The 22,537-nt window shown below is 60.9% G+C and carries 23 protein-coding genes; 6 read left to right on the top strand and 17 right to left on the bottom strand.

The window, feature by feature from the left end:
* Window position 1: 1 nt before the first annotated feature.
* Window positions 2-1,453, bottom strand: coding sequence for a ribonuclease G (rng, locus tag KI610_RS00950; RefSeq protein ID WP_226496864.1), 1,452 nt, complete (start codon window positions 1,451-1,453; stop codon window positions 2-4).
* A 35-nt stretch (window positions 1,454-1,488) separates the two neighbouring features.
* Between rng and trhP the strand changes: the two genes are divergently transcribed.
* Together trhP and KI610_RS00940 are read left to right on the top strand one after the other, a co-directional pair.
* A complete protein-coding gene (gene trhP, locus KI610_RS00945) occupies window positions 1,489-2,772 on the top strand; it encodes a prephenate-dependent tRNA uridine(34) hydroxylase TrhP (RefSeq protein ID WP_226496863.1) in 1,284 nt (427 codons plus the stop codon).
* 66 nt (window positions 2,773-2,838) lie between these two features.
* Complete coding sequence (locus tag KI610_RS00940) at window positions 2,839-3,951, top strand: acyltransferase family protein (protein ID WP_226496862.1); 1,113 nt, start codon at window positions 2,839-2,841, stop codon at window positions 3,949-3,951.
* Here KI610_RS00940 and KI610_RS00935 read toward each other — a convergent pair.
* Window positions 3,948-5,906, bottom strand: a complete 1,959-nt coding sequence (locus tag KI610_RS00935) for an acetoacetate--CoA ligase (RefSeq protein ID WP_226496861.1) — start codon at window positions 5,904-5,906, stop codon at window positions 3,948-3,950. The two genes, KI610_RS00940 and KI610_RS00935, sit on opposite strands and share 4 nt — an antisense overlap.
* Window positions 5,907-6,060: 154 nt before the next feature.
* Here KI610_RS00935 and KI610_RS00930 point away from each other — a divergent pair, with 154 nt between their 5' ends.
* The 3 genes from KI610_RS00930 to KI610_RS00920 all read left to right on the top strand — a co-directional run bounded on the left by KI610_RS00930 (window position 6,061) and on the right by KI610_RS00920 (window position 8,775).
* Window positions 6,061-6,822: a YdcF family protein gene (locus tag KI610_RS00930; RefSeq protein WP_226496860.1), complete on the top strand. Its 762-nt coding sequence runs from the start codon at window positions 6,061-6,063 to the stop codon at window positions 6,820-6,822.
* A gap of 19 nt (window positions 6,823-6,841) precedes the next feature.
* Window positions 6,842-7,615 carry an enoyl-CoA hydratase gene (locus tag KI610_RS00925; protein WP_226496859.1) on the top strand — a complete coding sequence of 258 codons (774 nt, stop codon included), beginning with the start codon at window positions 6,842-6,844 and terminating at the stop codon, window positions 7,613-7,615.
* A gap of 104 nt (window positions 7,616-7,719) precedes the next feature.
* A complete protein-coding gene (locus tag KI610_RS00920; RefSeq protein ID WP_226496858.1) occupies window positions 7,720-8,775 on the top strand; it encodes a glycosyltransferase family protein in 1,056 nt (351 codons plus the stop codon).
* On the opposite strand, the gene KI610_RS00915 is transcribed toward KI610_RS00920, so the two are convergent.
* From KI610_RS00915 to KI610_RS00875, 9 genes are read right to left on the bottom strand one after another with little or no spacing between them, the layout of a single operon-like run.
* Window positions 8,772-9,377: a Maf family protein gene (locus KI610_RS00915; protein WP_226496857.1), complete on the bottom strand. Its 606-nt coding sequence runs from the start codon at window positions 9,375-9,377 to the stop codon at window positions 8,772-8,774. The genes KI610_RS00920 and KI610_RS00915 overlap by 4 nt on opposite strands.
* The gene (gene rlmH, locus KI610_RS00910; RefSeq protein ID WP_226403375.1) at window positions 9,377-9,847 is read right to left on the bottom strand and encodes a 23S rRNA (pseudouridine(1915)-N(3))-methyltransferase RlmH; all 471 of its coding nucleotides are present in this window, start codon (window positions 9,845-9,847) and stop codon (window positions 9,377-9,379) included. The genes KI610_RS00915 and rlmH overlap by 1 nt, the downstream gene beginning before the upstream one ends.
* Window positions 9,844-10,209: a ribosome silencing factor gene (rsfS, locus tag KI610_RS00905; protein WP_226496856.1), complete on the bottom strand. Its 366-nt coding sequence runs from the start codon at window positions 10,207-10,209 to the stop codon at window positions 9,844-9,846. The genes rlmH and rsfS overlap by 4 nt, the downstream gene beginning before the upstream one ends.
* A complete protein-coding gene (nadD, locus tag KI610_RS00900; RefSeq protein ID WP_226496855.1) occupies window positions 10,209-10,862 on the bottom strand; it encodes a nicotinate-nucleotide adenylyltransferase in 654 nt (217 codons plus the stop codon). The genes rsfS and nadD overlap by 1 nt, the downstream gene beginning before the upstream one ends.
* Complete coding sequence (locus KI610_RS00895) at window positions 10,855-11,628, bottom strand: BPSS1780 family membrane protein (protein ID WP_226496854.1); 774 nt, start codon at window positions 11,626-11,628, stop codon at window positions 10,855-10,857. Before KI610_RS00895 ends, nadD begins: the two co-directional genes overlap by 8 nt.
* 1 nt (window position 11,629) lies before the next feature.
* The gene (locus KI610_RS00890) at window positions 11,630-12,376 is read right to left on the bottom strand and encodes a BPSS1780 family membrane protein (protein ID WP_226496853.1); all 747 of its coding nucleotides are present in this window, start codon (window positions 12,374-12,376) and stop codon (window positions 11,630-11,632) included.
* 9 nt (window positions 12,377-12,385) lie between these two features.
* A complete protein-coding gene (locus tag KI610_RS00885) occupies window positions 12,386-13,312 on the bottom strand; it encodes a homoserine kinase (protein ID WP_226496852.1) in 927 nt (308 codons plus the stop codon).
* Window positions 13,313-13,315: 3 nt separating this feature from the next.
* Window positions 13,316-13,645, bottom strand: a complete 330-nt coding sequence (locus tag KI610_RS00880; protein ID WP_226403369.1) for a DUF2782 domain-containing protein — start codon at window positions 13,643-13,645, stop codon at window positions 13,316-13,318.
* A 30-nt stretch (window positions 13,646-13,675) separates the two neighbouring features.
* Window positions 13,676-14,404: an LOG family protein gene (locus tag KI610_RS00875; protein WP_404827451.1), complete on the bottom strand. Its 729-nt coding sequence runs from the start codon at window positions 14,402-14,404 to the stop codon at window positions 13,676-13,678.
* A gap of 5 nt (window positions 14,405-14,409) precedes the next feature.
* Here KI610_RS00875 and polA point away from each other — a divergent pair, with 5 nt between their 5' ends.
* The gene (gene polA, locus KI610_RS00870) at window positions 14,410-17,130 is read left to right on the top strand and encodes a DNA polymerase I (RefSeq protein ID WP_226496851.1); all 2,721 of its coding nucleotides are present in this window, start codon (window positions 14,410-14,412) and stop codon (window positions 17,128-17,130) included.
* Window positions 17,131-17,139: 9 nt separating this feature from the next.
* Here polA and KI610_RS00865 read toward each other — a convergent pair whose 3' ends face one another.
* The 6 genes from KI610_RS00865 to rfaQ all read right to left on the bottom strand — a co-directional run bounded on the left by KI610_RS00865 (window position 17,140) and on the right by rfaQ (window position 22,440).
* Complete coding sequence (locus KI610_RS00865) at window positions 17,140-18,012, bottom strand: glycosyltransferase family 2 protein (protein WP_226496850.1); 873 nt, start codon at window positions 18,010-18,012, stop codon at window positions 17,140-17,142.
* Window positions 18,013-18,018: 6 nt separating this feature from the next.
* Window positions 18,019-18,825, bottom strand: a complete 807-nt coding sequence (locus KI610_RS00860; protein ID WP_226496849.1) for a glycosyltransferase family 2 protein — start codon at window positions 18,823-18,825, stop codon at window positions 18,019-18,021.
* An 82-nt stretch (window positions 18,826-18,907) separates the two neighbouring features.
* Complete coding sequence (locus KI610_RS00855) at window positions 18,908-19,498, bottom strand: class I SAM-dependent methyltransferase (RefSeq protein ID WP_226496848.1); 591 nt, start codon at window positions 19,496-19,498, stop codon at window positions 18,908-18,910.
* A 71-nt stretch (window positions 19,499-19,569) separates the two neighbouring features.
* The gene (locus KI610_RS20105; protein WP_226496847.1) at window positions 19,570-20,187 is read right to left on the bottom strand and encodes a CatB-related O-acetyltransferase; all 618 of its coding nucleotides are present in this window, start codon (window positions 20,185-20,187) and stop codon (window positions 19,570-19,572) included.
* On the bottom strand, window positions 20,184-21,395 hold the full coding sequence (locus tag KI610_RS00845; protein WP_226496846.1) for an O-antigen ligase family protein: 1,212 nt from the start codon (window positions 21,393-21,395) through the stop codon (window positions 20,184-20,186). Before KI610_RS00845 ends, KI610_RS20105 begins: the two co-directional genes overlap by 4 nt.
* Window positions 21,385-22,440 (bottom strand): putative lipopolysaccharide heptosyltransferase III, encoded by a 1,056-nt coding sequence (gene rfaQ / locus KI610_RS00840; protein WP_404827449.1) that lies wholly within the window; start codon window positions 22,438-22,440, stop codon window positions 21,385-21,387. The genes KI610_RS00845 and rfaQ overlap by 11 nt, the downstream gene beginning before the upstream one ends.
* Window positions 22,441-22,537: the final 97 nt, after the last annotated feature.

The raw sequence follows: 22,537 nt of genomic DNA, 5'->3' as shown, positions 1-22,537 counted from the left end.
ATTACATCAAAACAATGTCGTACTGCTCGGGTGAATAACTCGGTTCTGACTGCAGTGAAACGGACTTGCCTATGAAGTCGGAGAGCATGGCCAGTGCCTGTGACTCTTCATCGAGGAAGAGATTGACCACGGCCGGGCCAGCCAGGATGCGGTATTCGCGGGCGTTGAACTGGCGGGCTTCGCGCAGCAGTTCACGGAGGATTTCGTAAGCGACGGTGCGTGCCGTCTTGACCTCGCCACGGCCACCGCAGGTCGGGCAGGGCTGGCAGAGCACGTGGGCGAGCGATTCGCGGGTCCGCTTGCGGGTCATTTCGACCAGGCCGAGTTGGGTGAAGCCGTTGACCGTCAGGCGGGTGTGATCGCGGGCCAAGGCCTTGTTGAATTCGTCGAGCACTGCTCTCTTGTGCTCTTCGTTTTCCATGTCGATGAAGTCGACAATGATGATGCCGCCGAGGTTCCGCAGGCGCAGCTGGCGGGCGATGGTGACCGCCGCTTCGAGGTTGGTCTTGAAAATGGTGTCGTCGAAGTTGCGCACACCGACGAAACCGCCGGTGTTGACGTCGATGGTCGTCATCGCCTCGGTCTGATCCATGATCAGGTAGCCGCCCGACTTGAGGTCGACGCGGCGGGCCAGGGCTTTCTGGATTTCATCCTCGACGCCGTGCAGGTCGAACAGCGGGCGCTGGCCGATGTAGTGCTCGAGCAGCGGGATCACCGCCGGCGTGTATTCCTGCGCAAAGGCGGTCAGCTTCTGGAAGTTTTCCCGCGAGTCGATGACGATGCGCGTCGTGTCGGGATTGACGAAGTCGCGCAGGACGCGCTGGCCGAGCGACAACTCCTGGTAAAGCAGGGTGGGTGGCCCGAAGGTGCGGGCCTTTTCACGGATATCGGCCCAGGTCTTGCGCAGGTACGCGATGTCCGTGGCGAACTCTTCGTCGCTGGCATTCTCAGCCATGGTTCTGACGATGAATCCACCCGGCTCTTCGGCCGGCACGAGGCGATTGATTTTTTCGCGCAACGACTCGCGCTCGGCTTCGGACTCGATGCGCTGCGAGATGCCGATATGCTTTTCCTGCGGCAAATGGACGAGCATGCGGCCGGCAATCGAAACCTGGGTCGACAGGCGGGCTCCCTTGGTGCCGATCGGGTCCTTGACGACCTGGACGAGGACACTTTGCCCTTCGTGCAGAATCTTCTCGATCGGCCTTTCGGTCGCAGTTTCACGCGGTTGCCAGATGTCGGCAACATGCAGGAAAGCAGTGCGGTCCAGGCCAACCTCGATGAAGGCGGACTGCATGCCGGGCAGGATGCGGCAGACGCGGCCGAGATAGACGTTGCCGACCAGCCCGCGGCTCGCCGTGCGCTCGATATGGAGTTCCTGGACGACACCCTGTTGCATGACGGCAACGCGGGTTTCCTGCGGGGTGAAATTGATCAGGATTTCTTCAGACATAGTCTCTACAATGCGCGGTTTCGCTGCATTCTACTATGTCCAAAGCCCCTGAACTCCTCGCCCCCGCCGGCTCGCTCGACATGATGCGCACCGCCTTCGATTTCGGCGCCGACGCCATCTACGCCGGCCAGCCGCGTTACAGCCTGCGCGTGCGCAACAACGAGTTCGGCAGCATCGAAAAACTGGGCGACGGGATCAACGAAGCGCACGCCCGCGGCAAGCAGTTTTTCGTCGTCAGCAACATCATCCCGCACAACGCCAAGCTGCCGACCTACCTGGCCGACATGGCGCCGGTCATCGCCCTCAAGCCCGACGCCCTGATCATGTCCGACCCCGGCCTCATCGACATGGTGCGCGAAACCTGGCCGGAACAGGTCATTCACCTCTCGGTGCAAGCCAACACGGTGAATTGGGCCTCGGTGCGTTTCTGGCAGAAAATGGGCGTCCAGCGCATCATCCTGTCGCGCGAACTGTCGCTCGACGAAGTCGCCGAAATCCGCCAGCGTTGCCCGGACATCGAGCTCGAAGTCTTCGTCCATGGCGCGCTGTGCATCGCCTACTCGGGCCGCTGCCTGCTTTCCGGCTACTTCAATCACCGCGACCCGAACCAGGGCAGTTGCACCAATTCCTGCCGCTGGGACTACAAGCTGAGCACTTCCGACGGCAGTTCCCACGGTAAACCGGAAAAAATGCCCAAAAATGAAATCGAATACCTGCTCGAAGAAAAGCAGCGCCCGGGCGAGCTCATGCCGATCGAGGAAGACGAGCACGGCACCTACATCCTGAACTCCAAGGATCTGCGCGCCATTGAGCATGTGCAGCGCCTAGTCGAAATCGGCGTCGATTCGCTCAAGATCGAAGGCCGGACCAAGAGCCCGTACTACGTCGCGCGGACCAGCCAGGCCTACCGCCAGGCCATCGACGACGCCGTCGCCGGCAAGCCGCTCGACCCCGCCCTGCTCCGCGAACTCGAAGGTCTGGCCAATCGCGGCTACACCGATGGCTTTTTGCAGCGCCACCACGACGTCGAATACCAGAATTACCTGCGCGGCAGCTCCGAATCGGATCGCAGCCTCTACGTTGGCGATGCCGTCGCTTTCGACCCGGTGCGCGGCCTCATGGAAATCGAGGTCAAAAATCGGTTTTCCGTCGGCGACCGACTGGAATGCGTGCACCCGTCGGGCAACCACGTTTTGACGCTGACCGGCATGGAAAACAAAAAGGGCGAGCCGGTCACCGTCGCCCCCGGCAGCGGCCATCGGGTGTGGATCGATTTGCCGGCCATGTACACCAATTCCTTCGTCGCGCGTTTTGTTTAACTAAACCTTACAAAACACACGGGATTATTTATTGTGCACTGCAGCAATCAGTGTACACTGAAGGCCATGAGCAAAGTTTCCAACCGCATGCCGCTGATCGACGCCCTCAAGGCGATCGCGGCTTTGCTCGTCCTGCTCAACCATTTTTCGTCTTACGGCCCGCTCGCCGAGGCGGCGCGCGCAGCCCTGCCCGGCCTGTTCGGCTGGTTTTTTGAATACGGCCGCATGGCCGTCCAGGTCTTTCTCGTCATCGCCGGCTTTCTTGCTGCCCGCGGCCTGTCTTCGCATGGCCAGGCGCTGGCCGTTTCGCCGCTGCCGCTGATCTGGAAGCGCTATCTGCGCCTCGCTGTACCCTATCTCGCCGCCATCGGCCTGGCCATCATGGCCGCCGCCATCGCCGACCACTGGATGGACGACGAGGCGATTCCCGACCGCGCCACCTTCACGCAATGGCTGGCCCACGCCTTCCTGCTGCACAGCCTGCTTGGCTTCGATGCACTGTCGGCCGGCGTCTGGTACATCGCCATCGACTTCCAGCTCTTCGCGCTGATGGCCGTGCTGCTCTGGGGTGGCCGCCGCAAGATCGTCGCCCCTGCCCTGGTACTCGGCGTGGCCGCCGCCTCGCTGTTCGTCTTCAACCGCGACGCCAGCTGGGACAACTGGGCCATCTATTTCTTCGGCTCCTACGGCCTCGGTGCCGCCGCCTGGTGGGCTTCCGACCGCCGGCAGATGTCGGCCTGGCTCGGCGTCATCGCCACCATCACCATCGCCGCGCTGATCATCGATTTCCGCCTGCGTATCGGGCTCGCCCTGGCCGTCGCCCTGCTGCTTGGTTTCGGCCGCCGCTCAGGCCTTCTCGAACAATGGCCGAACGCCCGGCCACTGGCCTTCCTCGGCCAGATATCGTATTCGCTCTTTCTCGTGCATTTCCCGGTCCTGCTGCTGGCCAACGGGCTCTACGCCAAATTTGGGCTGGAATCGCACGCTTCGGCCATGACCGGCCTCGTTCTGGCCTGGACCGCCAGCCTGATCGCAGCGACGCTGTTCTACCGTTGGGTCGAAAGCCCAGCCGCCAGCCAGCGCATTACGGCAGCGATCAGCGGACTGGCAGGCAGCCTGCTGGAACTGGCCCAGCGCGCCGGACGACTGGCCCGCCGCGCCGTGCTCGGCCGCGCCTAACCCGCCAGTTCCGGCCGGCCGCGAAAGAATTCCAGCGCCTCGGGGTTGGCCAGGGCCTCGACATTCTTGACCGGCTGCTCATGCACGACGTTGCGCACGGCCAGTTCGACAATCTTGCCTGACTTGGTACGCGGAATATCGAGCACTTGCACGACTTGCGCCGGCACATGGCGCGGCGTGGTGTTGTCGCGGATCTGCTTCTTGATGCGGTCGATCAGCGCCGCGTCGAGTTGCTTCCCCTCCTGCAGCTTGACGAAGAGCACGACGCGCACATCGTCGCTGCGGCCCGGCGGCCAGTTCTGGCCGATGACCAGCGCTTCGAGAATTTCCGGTAGCTGCTCGACCTGGCGGTAGATTTCGGCCGTGCCGATGCGCACGCCGCCCGGGTTGAGCGTGGCGTCGGAGCGGCCGTAGATGATCATGCCGTCGTGCGCGGTCAGTTCGGAAAAGTCGCCGTGGCACCAGATGCTCGGGAAGCGCTCGAAGTAGGCTGCATGGTATTTCGCGCCATCGGCGTCGTTCCAGAAACCGACCGGCATGACCGGGAAGGAACCGGTGCACACCAGCTCGCCCTTTTGTCCGCGCACCGGCTGGCCGATATCGTCGACGACATCGACCGCCATGCCCAGCCCGCGGCACTGGATTTCGCCGCGATAGACGGGCAGCACGGGGTTGCCGAGGACGAAGCAGGAAACGATGTCGGTGCCGCCGGAAATCGAGGCGAGCAGGATGTCCTGCTTGATTTCGCGATAGACCCAGTCGAAGCCTTCCGGCGACAGCGGGCTGCCGGTCGAGAACATGGCGCGCAGGGCGGCGAGGTCGTGTGTCTTGCCCGGTGTCAGGGCGAGCTTGGCGGCGGCGTCGATGAACTTGGCCGAGGTGCCGAAGTGGGTCATTTTCTCGGCTGCGGCGTAGTCGAAGAGCACTGTGCCGCCATCGGCGAACGGCGAGCCGTCGTAGAGCAGCAGCGTGGCGCCACAGGCCAGGCCGGAGACCAGCCAGTTCCACATCATCCAGCCGCAGGTCGTGAAGTAGAACAAGCGGTCGCCGGGGCGCACGTCGCTGTGCAGCTGGTGCTCTTTGAGATGCTGGAGCAGCACGCCGCCGTGGCAATGGACGATGCATTTCGGCACGCCGGTCGTGCCGCTCGAGAACATGATGTAGAGCGGGTGAGCGAAGCCGACTCTTTTGAAAATTGGCGCTTTTTTCGGGTTGACCGTGGGAATGTCGTTCCAGACCACGGCGTGGGCAATTTTGCTCACATCCGGCGCGGCATCGAGGTAAGGCACGACGACGACCTTGCGCAGCGAGGGCATCTGGCTCACTACTTCGCCGTTCTTGGCCAGGCAATCGACCGGCTTGCCGTTGTACCAGTAGCCATCGACGCAGATCAGCACCTTCGGCTCGATCTGGCCGAAACGGTCGAGCACGCCCTGCACGCCGAAATCCGGCGAGGCGGACGACCAGATGGCGCCGAGCGCCGTCGCGGCGAGCATGGCGACCAGCGTTTCGGGTAGGTTTGGCAGGTAGCCTGCCACCCGATCACCCTCGCCGACTCCGGCGTCGATCAGGAATTGCTGGAAGCGGGCGACTTCGCCGACCAGCTCGGCCCGGCTCATCCGGCGTTTGACCTTGTCCTCGCCCCAGAAAACCAGCGCCTCGCTGTCGTCGCGCTGTTGCAGCAGGTTTTCGGCGTAGTTGAGTTTGGCTTCGGGAAACCAGCGGGCACCGGGCATTTTTTCGCGGTCGACGACCACCTGCGCGCCTTTTTCACCGACGGCGCCGCAGAAATCCCAAAGTTCAGACCAGAATGCCTCGGGCTGATCGACCGACCATTGCCACAGCTCGGCATAGTTCGCCTTGCCCTTGGCCCTGATCAGCTGCGCCATGCGCGTTTGGCCGACAGTGGCGGGGTTGGGCGTCCACAGCGGTTGCGGATCGATCGCGTAGGTCATCTTGTCTCCTCGGTCTTGTTCTATCTTGATCGGCAAAGATAGCAGGATTTGCCAGCCGGCAACTGTCATCGACCGGACACTTCAGCGCGCTGATTGACGCCAGCCCATGACACGGACAAACTCGACGCCCTGAACCCACCCGCTCACCTGAAATATGTCCGTCGCCTGGACCCTCAAAATCCTGATCAGCACGCTGCTTCTGCCACCCGGCAACGGTCTGGCGCTGCTCTGCGTGGCTGGCGTTTTCCGGTGCCGGCGCTGGGCTTTCGGGCTGGCCGTGGCGGCCACCATGCTGTCGATTGCCCAGTGCATGCCGGCCGTTGCCGGTCTGCTGATCGCCTCTCTGGAAAACCAGTCGGCAGCCATCGCCCCCAACGCGCCGAAGCCCGAGGCCGGCGCCATCGTCGTCCTCGGTAGCGGTCTGGCCACCAACGCCAGCGAATACGGCGGCGATACGGCGAACGACCGCACGCTGATCCGGACCCGCTACGGCGCCACGCTGGCCCGGCGCTACGACCTGCCCGTGCTGGTCACCGGCGGCCAGTTGGTGGAGACCAATGCCTCGGAAGCCGAACTCATGGCCGGCATCCTGCAAAATGAATTCGGCGTCGAAACGCGTTGGCAGGAGTCCGGATCGATGGATACCGCCGGCAACGCCACCCTCTCGGCGCCCATCCTCAAGGCCGCCGGCGTGCAGCGCATCCTCCTCGTCACCCACGCCTTCCACATGCCGCGCGCCCGGCTGCTTTTCGAACAGGCCGGACTCGAAGTCATTCCGGCCCCCACCGCCTTTTTCAGCCACCAGAGCTTCGACTGGCTGCTGAGCGATTTCCTGCCGCAGGCCAAAGCCCTGCAAATTTCCTATTACGCCCTGCACGAATGGCTCGGCATGGCCTGGATTGCCCTGACCCACTGAATACATCTGGAGACAAGACATGACCCAAGTAGTCCTCACCGAAACCATTGGCAAGGTCGGCCTGATCCGCATCAACCGGCCGGAAGCGATGAATGCACTGAACAATGACGTGGTTGATGGCATCGGTGCCGCCATCGACGCCTATGAAGCCGACGAGAACATCGGCTGCATCGTCATCACCGGCAATGAAAAAGCCTTTGCCGCCGGGGCCGACATCGGCTTCATGAAGGATTTCGACTACATGCACGCCTACAAGACCGATTTCATCACCCGCAACTGGGAGCGCATCAAGACGACGCGCAAGCCGGTCATTGCGGCGGTGGCCGGCTTCGCGCTGGGTGGCGGCTGCGAGATGGCGATGATGTGCGACATGATCTTCGCCGCCGACACGGCCAAATTCGGCCAGCCGGAAATCAAGCTCGGCACTCTCCCCGGGGCCGGTGGAACACAAAGATTGCCGCGCGCCATCGGCAAGGCCAAGGCGATGGACCTGTGCCTCACTGGTCGAATGATGGATGCGGCCGAAGCGGAAAAATCCGGCCTGGTCGCCCGCGTCATTCCGGCCGATCAGTTGCTGGAAGAAACGCTGAAAGCCGCCACGACCATCGCCAGCTTCTCGCTGCCCGTGGTCATGATGATCAAGGAATCGGTCAATCGCGCCTTCGAGTCGTCGCTCAACGAGGGCCTGCTCTTCGAGCGCCGCGTCTTCCATTCGGCTTTCGCCCTCGAAGACCAGAAGGAAGGCATGGCTGCCTTCGCCGAAAAGCGCAAGCCGACGTTCAAGAACCGCTGAGGTCACGAATCCGGACGCCCCGACAAGGCGTCCGGACCATTTCAATTTTGGCCAAAATTTCCGGTTGACCGTGGCAATGCCCGATAACCCCAGAAACAACCCGCATGCACCTGTTTGTCGACATTTCCAGCCACGGCTTCGGCCACCTCGCCATCACGGCGCCCGTACTCAGTGCACTGGCCCGAATCGCCCCGAATTTCCGGCTGACCATCCGCAGCGCCCTGCCTTCCACTAAGCTGCAGCAACGGATCAAAACGCCCTACACACTGATCGCCGACACCACCGATTTCGGCTACGTGATGATCGACGCCACCCACATCGACCTGGCGGCTAGCGCCACCGCCTACCGTCAGGCGCACGCCGACTGGCCAGGCCGCATTGCCAATGAAGCCCGCTTTCTCGCCAACTTAAATCCCGACCTCGTCCTCACCAACGTCAGCTACCTGCCGCTGGCCGGCGCTGCAGCCGCCAGCATTCCGGCACTCAGCCTGTGCTCGCTGAACTGGGCCGACCTGTTCGACCATTATTTCGGCGATCAGCCCTGGGCCAAGAATATTCACGCCGAGATGCTCACCGCCTACCGCTCGGCGCAAGCCTTCCTGCGCGTCACGCCAGGCATGGCGATGGATGCACTGACCAATGTGCAGACCGTCGGCCCGATCGCCGCCCTCGGCACGCGCCGCGACCTCGGCCTGAATAGGGACAAAGCCATCCTGATTGCCATGGGCGGCATCGCCCATCGCCTGCCGGTGGAAAGCTGGCCGCGCCTGAACGGCATCCGCTGGCTGGTGCCGGCCGCATGGCAGTGCCGGCACCCCGATGCGATCGCCAGCGAATCTTTCGGCCTGAACTTCACCGACCTGCTCTGCTCGGTCGATGCCGTCATCACCAAGCCCGGCTATGGCACCTTCACCGAAGCCGCCTGCAACGGCACGCCGGTCATCTACCAGCGGCGCGAAAACTGGCCGGAGCAGGATTGTCTGATCGAATGGCTGAAGGCGAACGGCCGCTGTTTCGAGATCAGCGCCGCACAACTGGAATACGGACAACTCGCGGCAGCCCTTGAAAACATTCTCGCGCAATCACCGTCGCCGCTACCGGAAACCGATGGCATCACGCAGGCAGCGCGCGCCATCATGGACTGCGCCAGCGCCGCTTAAAGTGGGCGGAAGCCGAGTTTTTTGAGCAGTTCGCCGGTTTCGCAGACGGGCAGGCCCATCACGCCGCTGTAACTGCCGGAAATGTGCTCGACGAACAGCCCGGCTCGGCCCTGAATGCCGTAGGCGCCGGCCTTGTCCATCGGTTCACCACTGATCACGTAGTGACGGATTTCCTCGTCATCGATCTGGCGGAAGCGCACTTCGCTGGTCGACAACAGATATTCGGTACGCCGCTGATGATCGATGGCGACGCCGGTCAGCACGCGATGCGTGCGTCCCGACAGGCGGCGCAGGATGGCCGCGGCATCAGCCATGTCGACCGGCTTGCCGATGATTTCACCGTCGAGTTCGAGCGTCGTGTCGGCGGCCAGCACGGGGCGCATCGGCAGGCGACGCTCCTCGACGATCTTCAGTCCGTGCATCGCCTTGGCGCGCGCCACGCGTTCGACGTAGACCACGGGCGACTCACCCGCCATCGGCGTTTCGTCGGTTTCGCTATCGGCGCGCATGCCGTCGCGAAAAACGACAGTATCGAAATCGATGCCGATCTGGTGCAACAACTCACGACGGCGCGGACTACGCGAAGCAAGATAGAGACGCATCATCCCTCCCGATGATAAGGGTGGTTCTTTAAGACACTGACGGCGCGGTAGAGTTGCTCGCACAACAGCAGGCGAGCCATGCCATGGGGTAGCGTCAGGCTGGACAGGCGCAACTTGTCGTCTGCCTGTTGCTTGAATTCCTCGTCCAGCCCGTCGGCGCCGCCAATCAGCAGCGCCACGTCGCGGCCGTCCTGCATCCACACCTCAAGCCGTTTGGCCAGCTTGAGGGTGGTCAGGTCGTCGCCCTTTTCGTCGAGCACGACAAGGCGGCAACTGCCCGGCAAGGCGTCGCGGATGCGGCCTTTTTCAGCGGCCAGCAGTTGTTCGCGGGTTTTCGAACCGCGCGGTTCGGGCTTGATTTCGCTAACGCTGGCCGGCAGTTCGCGCGGCATGCGTTTGAGGTACTCGGCGCAGCCCTCGTTCACCCAGGCGGGCTGACGATGACCGACGGCGAGTACGGCCAGTTTCATTCCGGCCGAGCCTGCTCCACGGCCTTGCGCCGTTGGGCCGGCGTCGCCGACCACAGTTCTTCAAGGTTGTAGTAGGCGCGGACGTTGGCTTGCATGACGTGCACGACAACGTCGCCGAGATCGACCAGCACCCATTCGCCGCCGTCTTCGCCTTCGGTCGAGACAATCTCGCCGCCGGCTTCCTTGACCTTTTCGACCACATTCTGGGCCAGCGACTTGACCTGACGATTGGAGTCGCCGGTGGCAATGACGATGCGATCGAACATCGATGTCAGCTTGGAGGTGTTGATGACTTCGATATCCTTGCCTTTGATGTCTTCAAGGGCGGAAACGATGATTTTTTGCAGCTTGCGGATGTCCATCAGGTACTTTTATAGAGTTGGTGAAGGTGAATATAGTCGAGAACGCTATCCGGCAGCAAATAACGCGCCGACAGGCCGTTGGCCAGCAGCTTGCGAATCTGCGTCGCCGAAATGGCGAGCTGGGTCATGGCAAAAGTGACAATCCCCCCGGCCGGAGCGAGTTTCAGCCCGCCGACATCGGTCAGCCGACGGTCGTTGAATTCGGTCGCCAACTCGTGCGACAGGCTGCTCGCTTCGACCGGGAAACCGGGGCGATGCGAGACGGCGACATGGGCCAGGGCAAAAATGTCACGCCAACGATGCCAGGTGGCGAGTCCGGCAAAGGCATCGGCGCCAACGAGCAGGACCAGCGACTGCTCGGCGCCGAGCTCGCGGCGCAGCCGTTCGAGCGTATGCACCGTGTAGCTCGGTGCGGCGGCTTCGACCTCGCTGGCATCAATTGAAAATCGGGCATTATTTCCGGTTGACCGTAGCACCATCTCCAGACGCTGCTGCGCGGTCACTTGCGGCGTGCCGCGATGCGGCGGCTGGCCGGCGGGGATCCAGCGCACACCACCGAGGCCGAGGTGGGCGATGGCTTCCTCGGCCAGCCGGAGGTGACCAAAATGCACGGGATCGAAAGTGCCCCCGAAGAGGCCAAGCGGCTCAGACAATTTCGGAAATGCCGAAGATGTCGCGGTAGCAGGCGTAGAAGCTGGCGAAGATGGTCGGCGCGATGACCAGTACGAGCGGCATGGTGACGACGGCAGTAATGAAACTGGCGGCGTCGGGGAAGATCAGCAGCAGGATGCCAAGGAGGACGCCGGGCACGACACCGGCCACCAGCATCATGCCCAAGCCATAGACCAGGAAAGCCCGCCAGTTCATCCAGCAGGCAACAAAGCTGAAGAACAAGGCCCGGCCGAGGGTCAGCCGGTGCCAGGCGGCAAGCACCGGGGCAAACCAGTAGGCCATCATGACCGGCGTCATCATGGCCATGACGAACAGCGCCGGGGCGATGAAATCGGCGTCTTCGACGGCAGCCCGTTCGGCCCGGGTATCGGCCATCATGAATTTGAACATGTCGCCGCCGTCGAGCAGGGTGGACATGCCGAGAACGCCGAGCGTGCAGCACAGGTAGAGGGCACCGAGGGCGAGCAGGGTGCGGGCATTTTCCTTCATGCTGCCAAACAGGGTCTGTACGCCGATCGCCTGACCACGTTCAACCTGACGGGCGGCCTGCATGAGGCCGACCGAGAGGCCGGGGATGACCAGCGAAGCGGCGAGCGCACCGATGAACGGCAGCACATTGAGGAAGACCACCGTGAACCAGTAGGTGAGGACCAACATGCCGAGAACAATCGGATTGCGCCGAAAAATGGCAAAGCCGGTAAAAATCCAGCGCCAGCCGGCGGCGGGCGGTAGTGTCTGGGCGCGCATCTCAGCTTCCCACAAAAATGTCGCGGTAGGACGCGAAAACTGCACCGGAAGCGACAGGCAGGAGCAGAAGCAGGCCCATGCCGACAGGCAGCATGGCGAAGAACAGGGCGACAACCAGGAAAGTGCCGAAAATCGCCATCGGCAGGAAATTCTTGGCACCGGCGGCGAAACTCGCCTTCATCGCGTCGAGCGGCTGCATGTCGTGGAAAAACACCAGTGCCGGCGCGAACCAGGTGGCCATGATGATCGGCACCGAGAGCACCATGACGAGCAGGCCGGCCAGCATGACGCCACCAAACGCAATGCCGAAACCCGCGACCTTGCCGGTGACAACGCCACCGAGCACGCCGCCGCTGACGAGCAGGAAAGCCAGAAAGGCGATGCCAAAAATGCCCATCGCGAAAAATACGCCGATCATGACTAATTGCCCGGCGTTGTGGCGAAAACCGGCGAACAGGTCGGCAATTTCCGGCTCTTCGCCATCGTTCAGTCGCTTGCACAACTTGATCATGCCGGCGCCGAACAGCGGCACCAGCAGATGCGCGGCGATCTGCCCGAAGAGCGGCACGATGGAGATGGCCATCAGCATGACGAGGAGCAGAACGGTACTGCCAATCCACACGCCGGGATTGACGAGAAACATGGCCCAGCCCTGGCGCAGCCAGTCAAAGCAGGCACCGGGGTCGACTTCGCGGCTCGCGCCGGTAAACCGGGTCGGGGCCATCGGAAAAACAGGGATTTCACTCATGCGCGGATGCTAACGGGGCAAGGCTTCCGGGGCAAGGCGAAAACGTGCCAGCAGGTGCCGAAAGTCATCGGGATTCTTGATCGTTACCACTTCGCCCTGACGCGGCTGGTGCCTGACTTCCAGCCGGAGCAGCCAGAAGCGCAAGGCTGCGGCGCGCCGCATCGCCGGCCAGGCAGCGCGCTCCGCCTCGGTGAGCGGACGTTGGCTGGCGTAACCGGCGATCAGCGCGGCGAGAGCCTCGTCATCCGAACACCAGTCGTTGGCGACGACGGCCAGATCGAAGAGCAAGGCATCTTCGCCGGCAAAATAGAAATCGAGCACGCCAGACAGTCGACCCGCGGCATCCCACAGCACGTTGTCGCGGAACAGGTCGGCGTGGATGACGCCGCTCGGCAGGGCCGAATAGTCCTGCGCCGCCTGAAAGGCCAGTTCATCGGCCAGCAGATCACGCTCATCCGGCGCGACCAAAGGCAACAAGGTTTCGCCGACCGCTTGCCGCCAGGCGGCGCCGCAGGGATTCGGCAAGGGATTCGGCAGATCAGCCGCGGCGCGGTGCAGGCGAGCCAGCATTTGGCCGACGGCGCGGCAGTGCTCGGCATCCGGCGACTCCAGTGCAGCTCCCGGCAAACAGCTCAGCAGTGCAGCGGGCTTGCCGGCGAGGTTGCGCCAATAGCGGCCATCGCCGTCAGCCACCGGCCGCGGGCTGGGAATCCCGCTGTGTGCCAAGTGATCCTGCAGGGCCAAGTAAAAATCGAGGGATGACGTCTCGATGCGCTCGAACAGCGTCAGCACATAACGACCGCTGGCCGTCGTCACAAAATAGTTGGAGTTCTGCATGCCGGCCGCAATACCGGCGTAGTCGATCAGCTCACCCAGCCCGAGCTGCTGAAGCCAGGCGGTGAGTTCATCGCGCCCGACTTTGGTATAGACGGACAAGATTTACCAGCTATGAATGATCCACATCGGCGGCTTGGTCACCGGATGGGTAATGTCGGCCTGGACGAACTGGCCGTCGCCCTGGTTATCGACGAGGTAGTAGGCGGGGCCGACAGCTGGCGTGACCTTGACCATGTAGAGCTTGCCCTTCATGCGGTATTCCTCGCGCGTTTCAGTCTCGCGCTTGACGATGGTGACCTGCGGCTCAAGTGCTTCGTCGAAGGCCTCCATGCCGGGTGGTGGCGGCGGCACGGCCGGCAGGGGCTGGAGATCGCCTTTCTGCGCCCAGGCAGGCAAGGCGGCTAGAAGCAGGAGTGGAAGAAGGCGGCGCATGGTTGAATCCTCGATGACGATGCTTTGATTTTACAGGTTGAGCAGCATCTCGTGTTCGTTCGGCAAGGGGCCGAAAGGACGAGCCTCGTAGTGCTTGAAGATGGCTTCGACCACTTTTTCCGGCTCATCGATCAACTGGATCAGATTGATATCTTCCTCATCGACCATGCCTTCGGCGACCAGCCGGTCCTTGAACCAGTCGATCATACCGCCCCAGAAGTCCGAGCAGACGAGGATCAGAGGAATCTTGCGGGCCTTGCCGGTCTGGATCAGGGTCAGTGCTTCCATCAGTTCGTCGAGCGTGCCGAAGCCGCCGGGCATCACGACATAGGCGCTAGCGAAGCGGACGAACATGTATTTGCGGGCGAAGAAGTGGCGGAAGGTCTGCGAGATATCCTGATAGGGATTATTGGATTGCTCGTGCGGCAACTGGATATTGAGGCCGACCGACGGCGATTTGCCGAAGAAGGCACCTTTGTTGGCCGCCTCCATGATCCCCGGGCCGCCACCGGAGATGACCGAGAAACCGGAATCGGACAGCAGGCGCGCCGTCCGCTCGGTCAACTCGTAATAAGGAGATTCCGGCCGCACGCGGGCGCTGCCGAACATGGTCACGGCCGGCTTGATGGCGGCCAGACGCTCAGTTGCCTCGACGAACTCTGACATAATGCCGAAAATCCGCCAGGACTCGCGGGCCGTCGCGTTTTTCAGCAGGGCCTCGGTCTCGACGCCCATTACCAGCTTGTCGCTCTCGGTCACTTTTTATGCCTCTCTTATTGTTGGTGGACGGTTCGTCCTATCTTTATCGCGCTTTCCACGCCCTGCCCGACTTGCGTAACAAGGCTGGCGAGCCGACAGGCGCCATCTACGGCGTTCTGAACATGCTACGTCGTCTCGAGAGCGACTACAAGGCAGACTACAAGGCCGTCGTCTTCGATGCCAAGGGCAAGACCTTCCGTGACGACTGGTATCCGGAATACAAGGCGCACCGCCCGCCGATGCCGCCCGAAATGGTCGGCCAGATCGAGCCGTTGCACGCTGCCATCAAGGCCGCCGGCTGGCCGCTGCTCATGGTCGATGGCGTCGAGGCCGACGACGTGATCGGCACGCTGGCGACGAATGCTGCGGTGGACGGCATTAACACGCTGATTTCGACCGGTGACAAGGATCTGACCCAACTGGTCAATCCGCTCGTCCGCTGGTACAACACGATGAGCAACGAACTGCTCGACGAGGCCGGCGTCGAGGCCAAGTTCGGCGTGCCCCCGGACAAGATTGTTGATTATCTGGCGCTGGTTGGTGACACCGTCGACGGCGTACCGGGCGTCGCCAAATGCGGGCCGAAAACCGCGCTCAAATGGCTGGCGCAATACGGATCGCTCGACGAAATCGTCGCCCATGCCGACGAAATCGGCGGCGTCGTCGGCCAGAATCTGCGCGACCACCTCGGCTTTTTGCCGCTGGGAAAAAAGCTGGTTACCGTCGCCTGCGACCTCACCAACCTGCCAGCACCGGCCACGCTGAACGCAACAGCGCCCGATCTCGCCACGCTGCGCGAACTCTACACCCGTTACCAGTTCCGCTCGTGGCTGGCCGATATCGACGGTCCGGAAGCGGCCGCCGACATCCCGGCCCGCACGGTTTCCGACGCCGCAGCTCCGGCGCTCCAAGGCAAAATCGACGTTACCTACGAAACTGTCCTGAGCTGGCCGCAATTCGATGCCTGGCTGGCCAAAATCGAAGCGGCAGAACTGACGGCGCTCGACACCGAAACGACCAGCCTCGACTCCTTCGCCGCCCGCATCGTCGGCATTTCGCTCTCGGTCAAACCGGGCGAAGCTTGCTACATCCCGCTCGCCCACACTGCCCCCGGCGTTGCCGACCAGTTGCCGCGTGACGAAGTGCTGGAAAAGCTCAAACCCTGGCTTTCCACGGTCAACCGGAAAAAAGTGCTGCAAAACGCAAAGTACGACCAGCACGTCTTCGCCAACCACGGCATCACGCTGGCCGGCATAGAACACGACACCATGCTGCAAAGCTACGTCATCGAGTCCGACAAGGGCCACGACCTCGGCCAGCTATGCACCCGCCACCTCGGCCTCGACACCATCGCCTACGAAGACCTGTGCGGCAAGGGCGCCAAGCAGATCAGCTTCGACCAGGTCGACATCGAGCGCGCCGCCATCTACTCGGCCGAAGACGCCGACGTCACCCTACGCGTCCATAACGTCCTGCACCCGCAATTCGCCGACGAACCCGGTTTGAGCCGCATCTACCACGACATCGAGATGCCGGCCCGCCAGGTCATCTGGCAGATCGAGCGCAACGGTATCTTGATCGACAGCGATGTTCTGAGCCGGCAAAGCCACGAAATGGGCCAGAAGATCATGGCCCTCGAAGCGCAGGCTTACGAACTGGCCGGCCAGCCCTTCAACCTCGCCTCACCCAAGCAACTCGGCGACATCCTGTTTGAAAAACTGGGCCTACCGGTCAAGAAGAAAACACCCTCCGGCGGCCCGTCCACCGACGAGGAAGTGCTCTCCGAACTCGCACTCGACTACCCGCTACCCAAGCTGCTGCTCGAACACCGCAGCCTGTCCAAACTCAAGGGCACCTACACCGACAAGCTACCACGCATGGTCAACACGCAAACCGGGCGAGTGCATACTCACTTCTCGCAGGCATCCGTTGTCACCGGGCGCCTTGCCTCGACCGACCCCAACCTGCAGAACATCCCGGTACGCAGCGAGGAAGGCCGGAAGATCCGTACTGCCTTCATAGCACCCGAAGGTTCGAGCATCGTCTCGGCCGACTACTCGCAAATCGAGCTGCGCATCATGGCCCACCTCTCGGGCGACGAAGGCTTGCTCCACGCCTTCTCACACGGCGAGGATGTGCACCGCGCGACGGCCGGCGAGATCTTCGGCGTCACACCGCTCGAAGTCGGCCCCGACCAGCGCCGCGTCGCCAAGAGCATCAATTTCGGCCTGATCTACGGCATGAGCGCCTTCGGCCTCGCTCGCCAGCTCGGGCTGGAACGCAGCGCCGCACAGACCTACATCGACCGCTATTTCGCCCGCTACCCCGGCGTCGCCCGTTACATGGAAGAGGCCCGGGAAATGGCGCGGCAAAAAGGCTACGTCGAAACCGCCTTCGGCCGCCGCCTGTGGTTCCCGGAAATCCGTTCGAGCAACGGCAACCGCCGCCAGGGGGCAGAGCGCGCCGCGATCAACGCGCCGATGCAGGGCACAGCCGCCGACCTGATCAAGCTGGCGATGATCGCCGTGCAGGAGTGGCTGGAAAAATCGGGGCTGAAATCAAAATTGGTGCTGCAGGTACACGACGAACTGCTGCTCGAAGTGCCGGACGACGAACTGATGGACATCCGTACCCACCTGCCCCGCCTGATGAGTCAGGTCGCCGAACTCAAGGTGCCGCTGGTCGTCGAAGTCGGCGTCGGGCCGAACTGGGAAGCCGCGCACTGATTCCTACGGTCAACCGGAAATTTTGCCCAATTTCTGAAGCACGGCTGCGCTGACTCGATCGGGGTTATAGGTATCGATCCCGACCGCTGCACGTCGCCGGTCGGCAGCCAGAATCTCCGCCAGCCGGCGTTCGTTCTCGACCAGATTGCTGCGGTCGTTCTCGCGGTGCCAGAGATGCAGCACGGCCGTGGCAAAACGCCCGTCCTTCCGCCTTACGCCGGCATGCAACAGGCGGATGGCGAGGTCGGCATCTTCGTGCCCCCAGCCCTGAAAAGCTTCGTCAAAGCCGTTGATGGCATCGAAATCGGACCGCCACATTGCCAGATTGCAGGTCCGCGCGCCTTGCCAGCGTTGCGGCTGGCGCTTGCGCCAACCGTTCCCCGGCACGAAGCAGAGCGGCAACCAGCGATTGATCACCCCGTAAAACCGGCGGCCCAGCCAGTTCAGACGACTGTCACCGTGCAGCTCGATCATCGGCGATTGCAGCACCTTTTTCGTGAAACTCTCGGACAGCAACACCCGGTTTCCGGCCACGAACCAGGCCGGCTCGGCCAGCGCCCGGTGTCGCGCGACAAAATCCGGGCGCAGCACGCAATCGCCGTCGACGAAGACGAGGTAATCGCCTCGACTTGCCGCCACCGCCAGATTGCGCGCTGCCGCCGCACGAAACCCGTCATCGGACTGCCACAGATGGACCAGCGGGACCGGAAAATTGACCGCCGCCTCGGCGACTGCCGCCGCCGTCTCCTGCCGTGAGCCATCGTCAGCTACCAGCACTTCGAATGCTGTATCAGTCTGCGCGGCAAGCGAAGCCAGCACGGCGCGCAAGGCGTCCGGCCGGTTATAGGTGGTGACGATGACCGAGATCAGGCGCGGCGGCATAGGGCCTCAGGGCCGGCGCAGCGGCGGCGTTTCCGGCACCTTCCAGGCCTGATCCATCTCATAGCCCTTGGCGTAGCGATAGAACGTGCCCTCGAAATTGCCGAAAGCGATGATGAAACCCGGCCAGCCATCGAGAAAACCGCGCTTGAAAATATAGTGCTTGATGAAGGACCACAGACCGTGCGTCAGCGCCTTGCCCATGCTGCCCTTGCGCCCGCGCAGGGTGAGCTTTTCGGCGCCGAGCGTCGAATAGCGGTTGGCCTTGTGCACGACTTCATGCAGGTTCTTGAACGGCACCTGCCAGATCGGGTTCTGCAGATGCCCGACCGGCCGGTCGCTATGCGGCACGTAACCCTCGTGCACCGGCTCCATCGTGTAGCTCATCTTGCCCCGACGGAATAGTTGCGGCTGGCGGTAATTCGGATACCAGCCCGAATGCTTGATCCAGCGCCCCATGAAGAAATTACGGCGCGGCATCCAATACATGTCGAGGCTGGCCGAGTCGGCGATGACGCGCAGAATCTCGTCGCGCGCCTCCGGCGTGCACCGCTCATCGGCATCAAGGCTGAAAATCCAGTCATGGGTACAGGCAGCAATCGCCTGATTACGCAGATCGCCAAAGCCCTTGAACGGCACCTGCACGACACGCGCCCCAAGGCTCTCGGCAATTTCGACCATGCCGTCCGTGCTACCCGAATCGGCGACGATAATTTCGTCAGCCCACAGGACACTATTCACCGCTGCCGCGATTTTCTGCGCTTCGTTAAAGGCAATGATGTAGGCGGTGATCCTGGGGATGGCAGACGTGCTCATGGTGCTTTCTTTAGGCAAAGATACGACAGTTCAATTTAAATATATTCAAAAAACACGGAGGAAATCCCGATAAAGGCAAACCTTATCGCGCAACAAACTCCCAACACTGGTGGGACAATCCATCTCTGAACCATACTTGTTGAAAACGCCTATACCACTTCCTGAATTTAGAAACACTGGCTTGTTTCACATTCTTGGGCATTTCCCAGAAAACTCTCTTTACACCGAATCGCCCCGTAAACCCGTACATGGATGCGATGGGATTATCGCCAATAAAATAAGAATAAGTATCTTCAGTTATTACATTTACATGCGTTGGATCAACAAATGCCGAGGGGTGTGGATAACAAGGCGTCAGCGCAAAAAACAAACCGCCTGGTTTCAGAACCCGATGAATTTCCGACATTAGATTGACGAAAGGGTTACACATCTCACCGTTGGGTAAAACTATTTGCCGAGGAATGTGTTCCAGAAAGTCCATGGCTGAAATAGAATCAAAAAAATGATCAGGAAACGGAATCTTGGCAACAACAAGATTTACTTTTTCATAATTGAAATTAATCAATTCATCACCGATATCCCTGATATCACAACCATAGAGTAAATCCTGCGAATAAGGGTTAAATGGATTCAACCCGCAACCCAAATCGAGATGTTTCGTTGAAACGTTCATCAATCAAACTCCACATTTAAATAGACGGGGTCGCAAGTGCAATATCTACACAACAATTTCGGCATGAACAGTTATCGCTGACGGGCATAATCGATTAGCGCGTCGATATTATCGCAACATAAAATATGAGCTATTCTGGCAATCTCTTCCGGCTTCCATGACCACCAGGCCATATTGCACAGCGCAGCGCGTGTCGACTCATCGAATCGCCAGCGAACATGGCGTGCCGGGTTACCTGCGACAATCGAGTAAGGCTCGACATTCCGGGTCACAATCGCACCGGCAGACACAATCGCGCCATCGCCAATCGTCACGCCGGAAAGCACCATGCAACCGGAACAAAGCCAGACATCGTTGCCGATCACGACATCACCACGACTGAAACTGGCCGGGGGAATACCCTCGACATCAGGCAACATCGTTGAAAACGGATAGGTGGTCGCCCATTCACCATGATGATGACCGCCGAGGAAAATCTGGACATTCATTGCGATGGAACAGTACGCGCCAATACTCAAGGTCGCGCCCTCATCCCAGTCATGAACTTTGGGCAAACCGTAGCTGCCGACCCCGAACGAATATTTTCTAGGGTAATGCAGATCAAACCTAGCCTGTCCGCGAAACAGTGGCGGTATTCTTTTTAGGCGCCGCTCTGCTTGCCGGAAAAGAAATTTCTTGATTATTTTCATGCACTTTGCTCTTGATTCTGCTCGGCAGCCGCATAGAGTGCCCAACTTGCCATCAACAAACTCAAACCCATTTTGTTGGTAAAGAATATTTCGCTGAAGCTAAATATCACCGCGAATCCAAGAAACGCCAGTTGGTAGACATTCCTGCGTGCAGACCGAGCCATCCAGAGACATGTGCCAAAGAGTGAAACCAACAGCAGACCACCACCGATGCCAATCGTCTCCGACCAGTCGTTGTGAAAACCAGGAATCTCCAACATCTCCGGGCGTGCAACACCTAAAGCTGGATGCGTCTCATACAACTGCTCGAGCGAGGTATAACCGGGACCGATCACCGGATGGTCAAGGAAGGTTAAAAAAGCAATACGGTACAACTCAAGCCGAATACCGACGGATGTCGGCGAGAACTCTGCTTCGCTGAAATAGTCCTTCGTCTGTCCTAATGTCAATTCAAGCCGCTGGTACGTCGGAGCATCAAGCAGACAGAAAGCAAGCACGACTGACGTCAGCGCTATTGCAAACAGCAAGCCTCGCCTACGGTTAGTGGAGCTGAACAATGCAATGGCAATCAACACCAACAAGGCCAACAAGGCTCCTCGCGATCCGCTAAGCCATGTGGAAATACACCCGAGCATGCCAGCCAGCAGTAGCAGGGCACTCAACGAACGTGATTCACCTTTTGCTTTTTCCAGAAATACGTGAAGAAAACAGAGCGAAGCGACCCAGATCGAGAATTGCCCGAATCGATTTTCATAGGTCCCTCCCCATGCCCGTTTCCGGCCAAGGCCGTAGACCTCCACCAGTGCAACACTGCAATAAACGACCGCGCCAAGCCCAGCAACGATGGCAAGGTGACGATAACTGACCCCGGCCAGACGAGCTCCGAGAAACAGCAGTGCACACCAGAGCAGGCGCATCGGAGGATTAAGGTCCAGTGGATCGTAGTCATGCCATAGCTGAGCAAAAGTCCAAATCAGGACAAAGGGCAGGAAAGGTATCCCCCAGCGTACTGCTGATATCAACAGCCCCCGGACCTCGTCGCGCGGTGCCTGCCACAACAATATCAGGCAGACCGGCGCCGCCAGCACATTCAAGTAACGCGCCCCGCCGCCAAACGGGATCCACTTGACGACCATGATCGGATAACAAAGCAATATTCCCAGCGCCACAAGGCGCCAAAGGCCCTGCCAGGAACGATCAGGCAACATCGGCCACCTGCTTCTCCTCGGCGAAACGCGCCAATTGCCGCCACACGGCGTCGAGCACGGGCTGCACGGGAATATTCGAAAGGTAACGCTCGGATGTCGATGTATCTACGTCATTCGGAGCAATCAAGGAGCCGTAGTCGGCCGCATGAATCACCTCGGCACGATCACTCCAGGGTCGCCAGATGTGGACATGCGTCGGCCCGAACAGGGCAACGAGCGGCACGCCAAGCGCCGCCGCCATATGCATGGGCACGGAATCGACGCCGATGAACAATGTCGCCCCGGAAATTGCTGCAGCCAGTTGCGGCAGCGTAAGCTGGCCGGCCAACGACACCACTCCGGGGTGGCTCCCCCGACGCAGCAGGCCATCGACGAGGTCAACTTCACGCTGATCTGGCGCCGAGGTCAACACCACCTGCCAACCGGAACCGGCAAGCGCCGAAATCACCTCGGCAAAACGGTCGTCTTCCCAGCATTTGAAGAACCAACGCGAGGTCGGGTGAACCAGAACATATTTTCCTGTCACCCCCGCTTCGGCGAGTTTCCTGTTTACCAGTTCGGCATCCTGCCCGGAGAAGCCCATGGTGCACGGCGCGCACAAAGGATCGACAGGCACGCCAAGCGCCTCCAGTACAGCCAGGTTTTTTTCGACCATGTGACCGGCAAAAGTCGGCACGATACGCACCGGAAATATCTTTCGCCACAGCCAGAAATCCCGCTTCTCCATCTCGTAGCCGAACCGTAGCGAAGCGCCACTGACGGCGGCGGCAAGGGCTCCCGGCCACTGGTCATTGAGATGCAAGACCCAATCGTAGCGACGACGACGAATACCCAGCATCAATTGAATGAATGCATTGACCCGACGCAGTCCCCGGCCAACCTGCTTGCCACGCGGCAACGCCCACACCTTCGTCAGATCCGGATTCGCGACAAGCATTGGAACCGTTTCGGCAAAGACCAGCGCATCAACCTCCACCTCTGGAAATTGTTGCTTGAGGGCTGAGAAAATCGGTGTCGTCAGCAGCACATCGCCATGATTCTGCAAGCGAATCACCAAAACACGCTTGGGCGGAGGAAAAACGGACGCGATCATAAACTCGTAGGGGCTACCGGACGGCTCTCTGGGGTGGGCGGATGATACA

Source organism: Ferribacterium limneticum (assembly GCF_020510565.1).
GTDB classification, from domain to species: domain Bacteria; phylum Pseudomonadota; class Gammaproteobacteria; order Burkholderiales; family Rhodocyclaceae; genus Azonexus; species Azonexus limneticus_B.
Note: the sequence above shows the minus strand (reverse complement) of the source record. Positions and strands in the feature narration are given on the sequence as shown.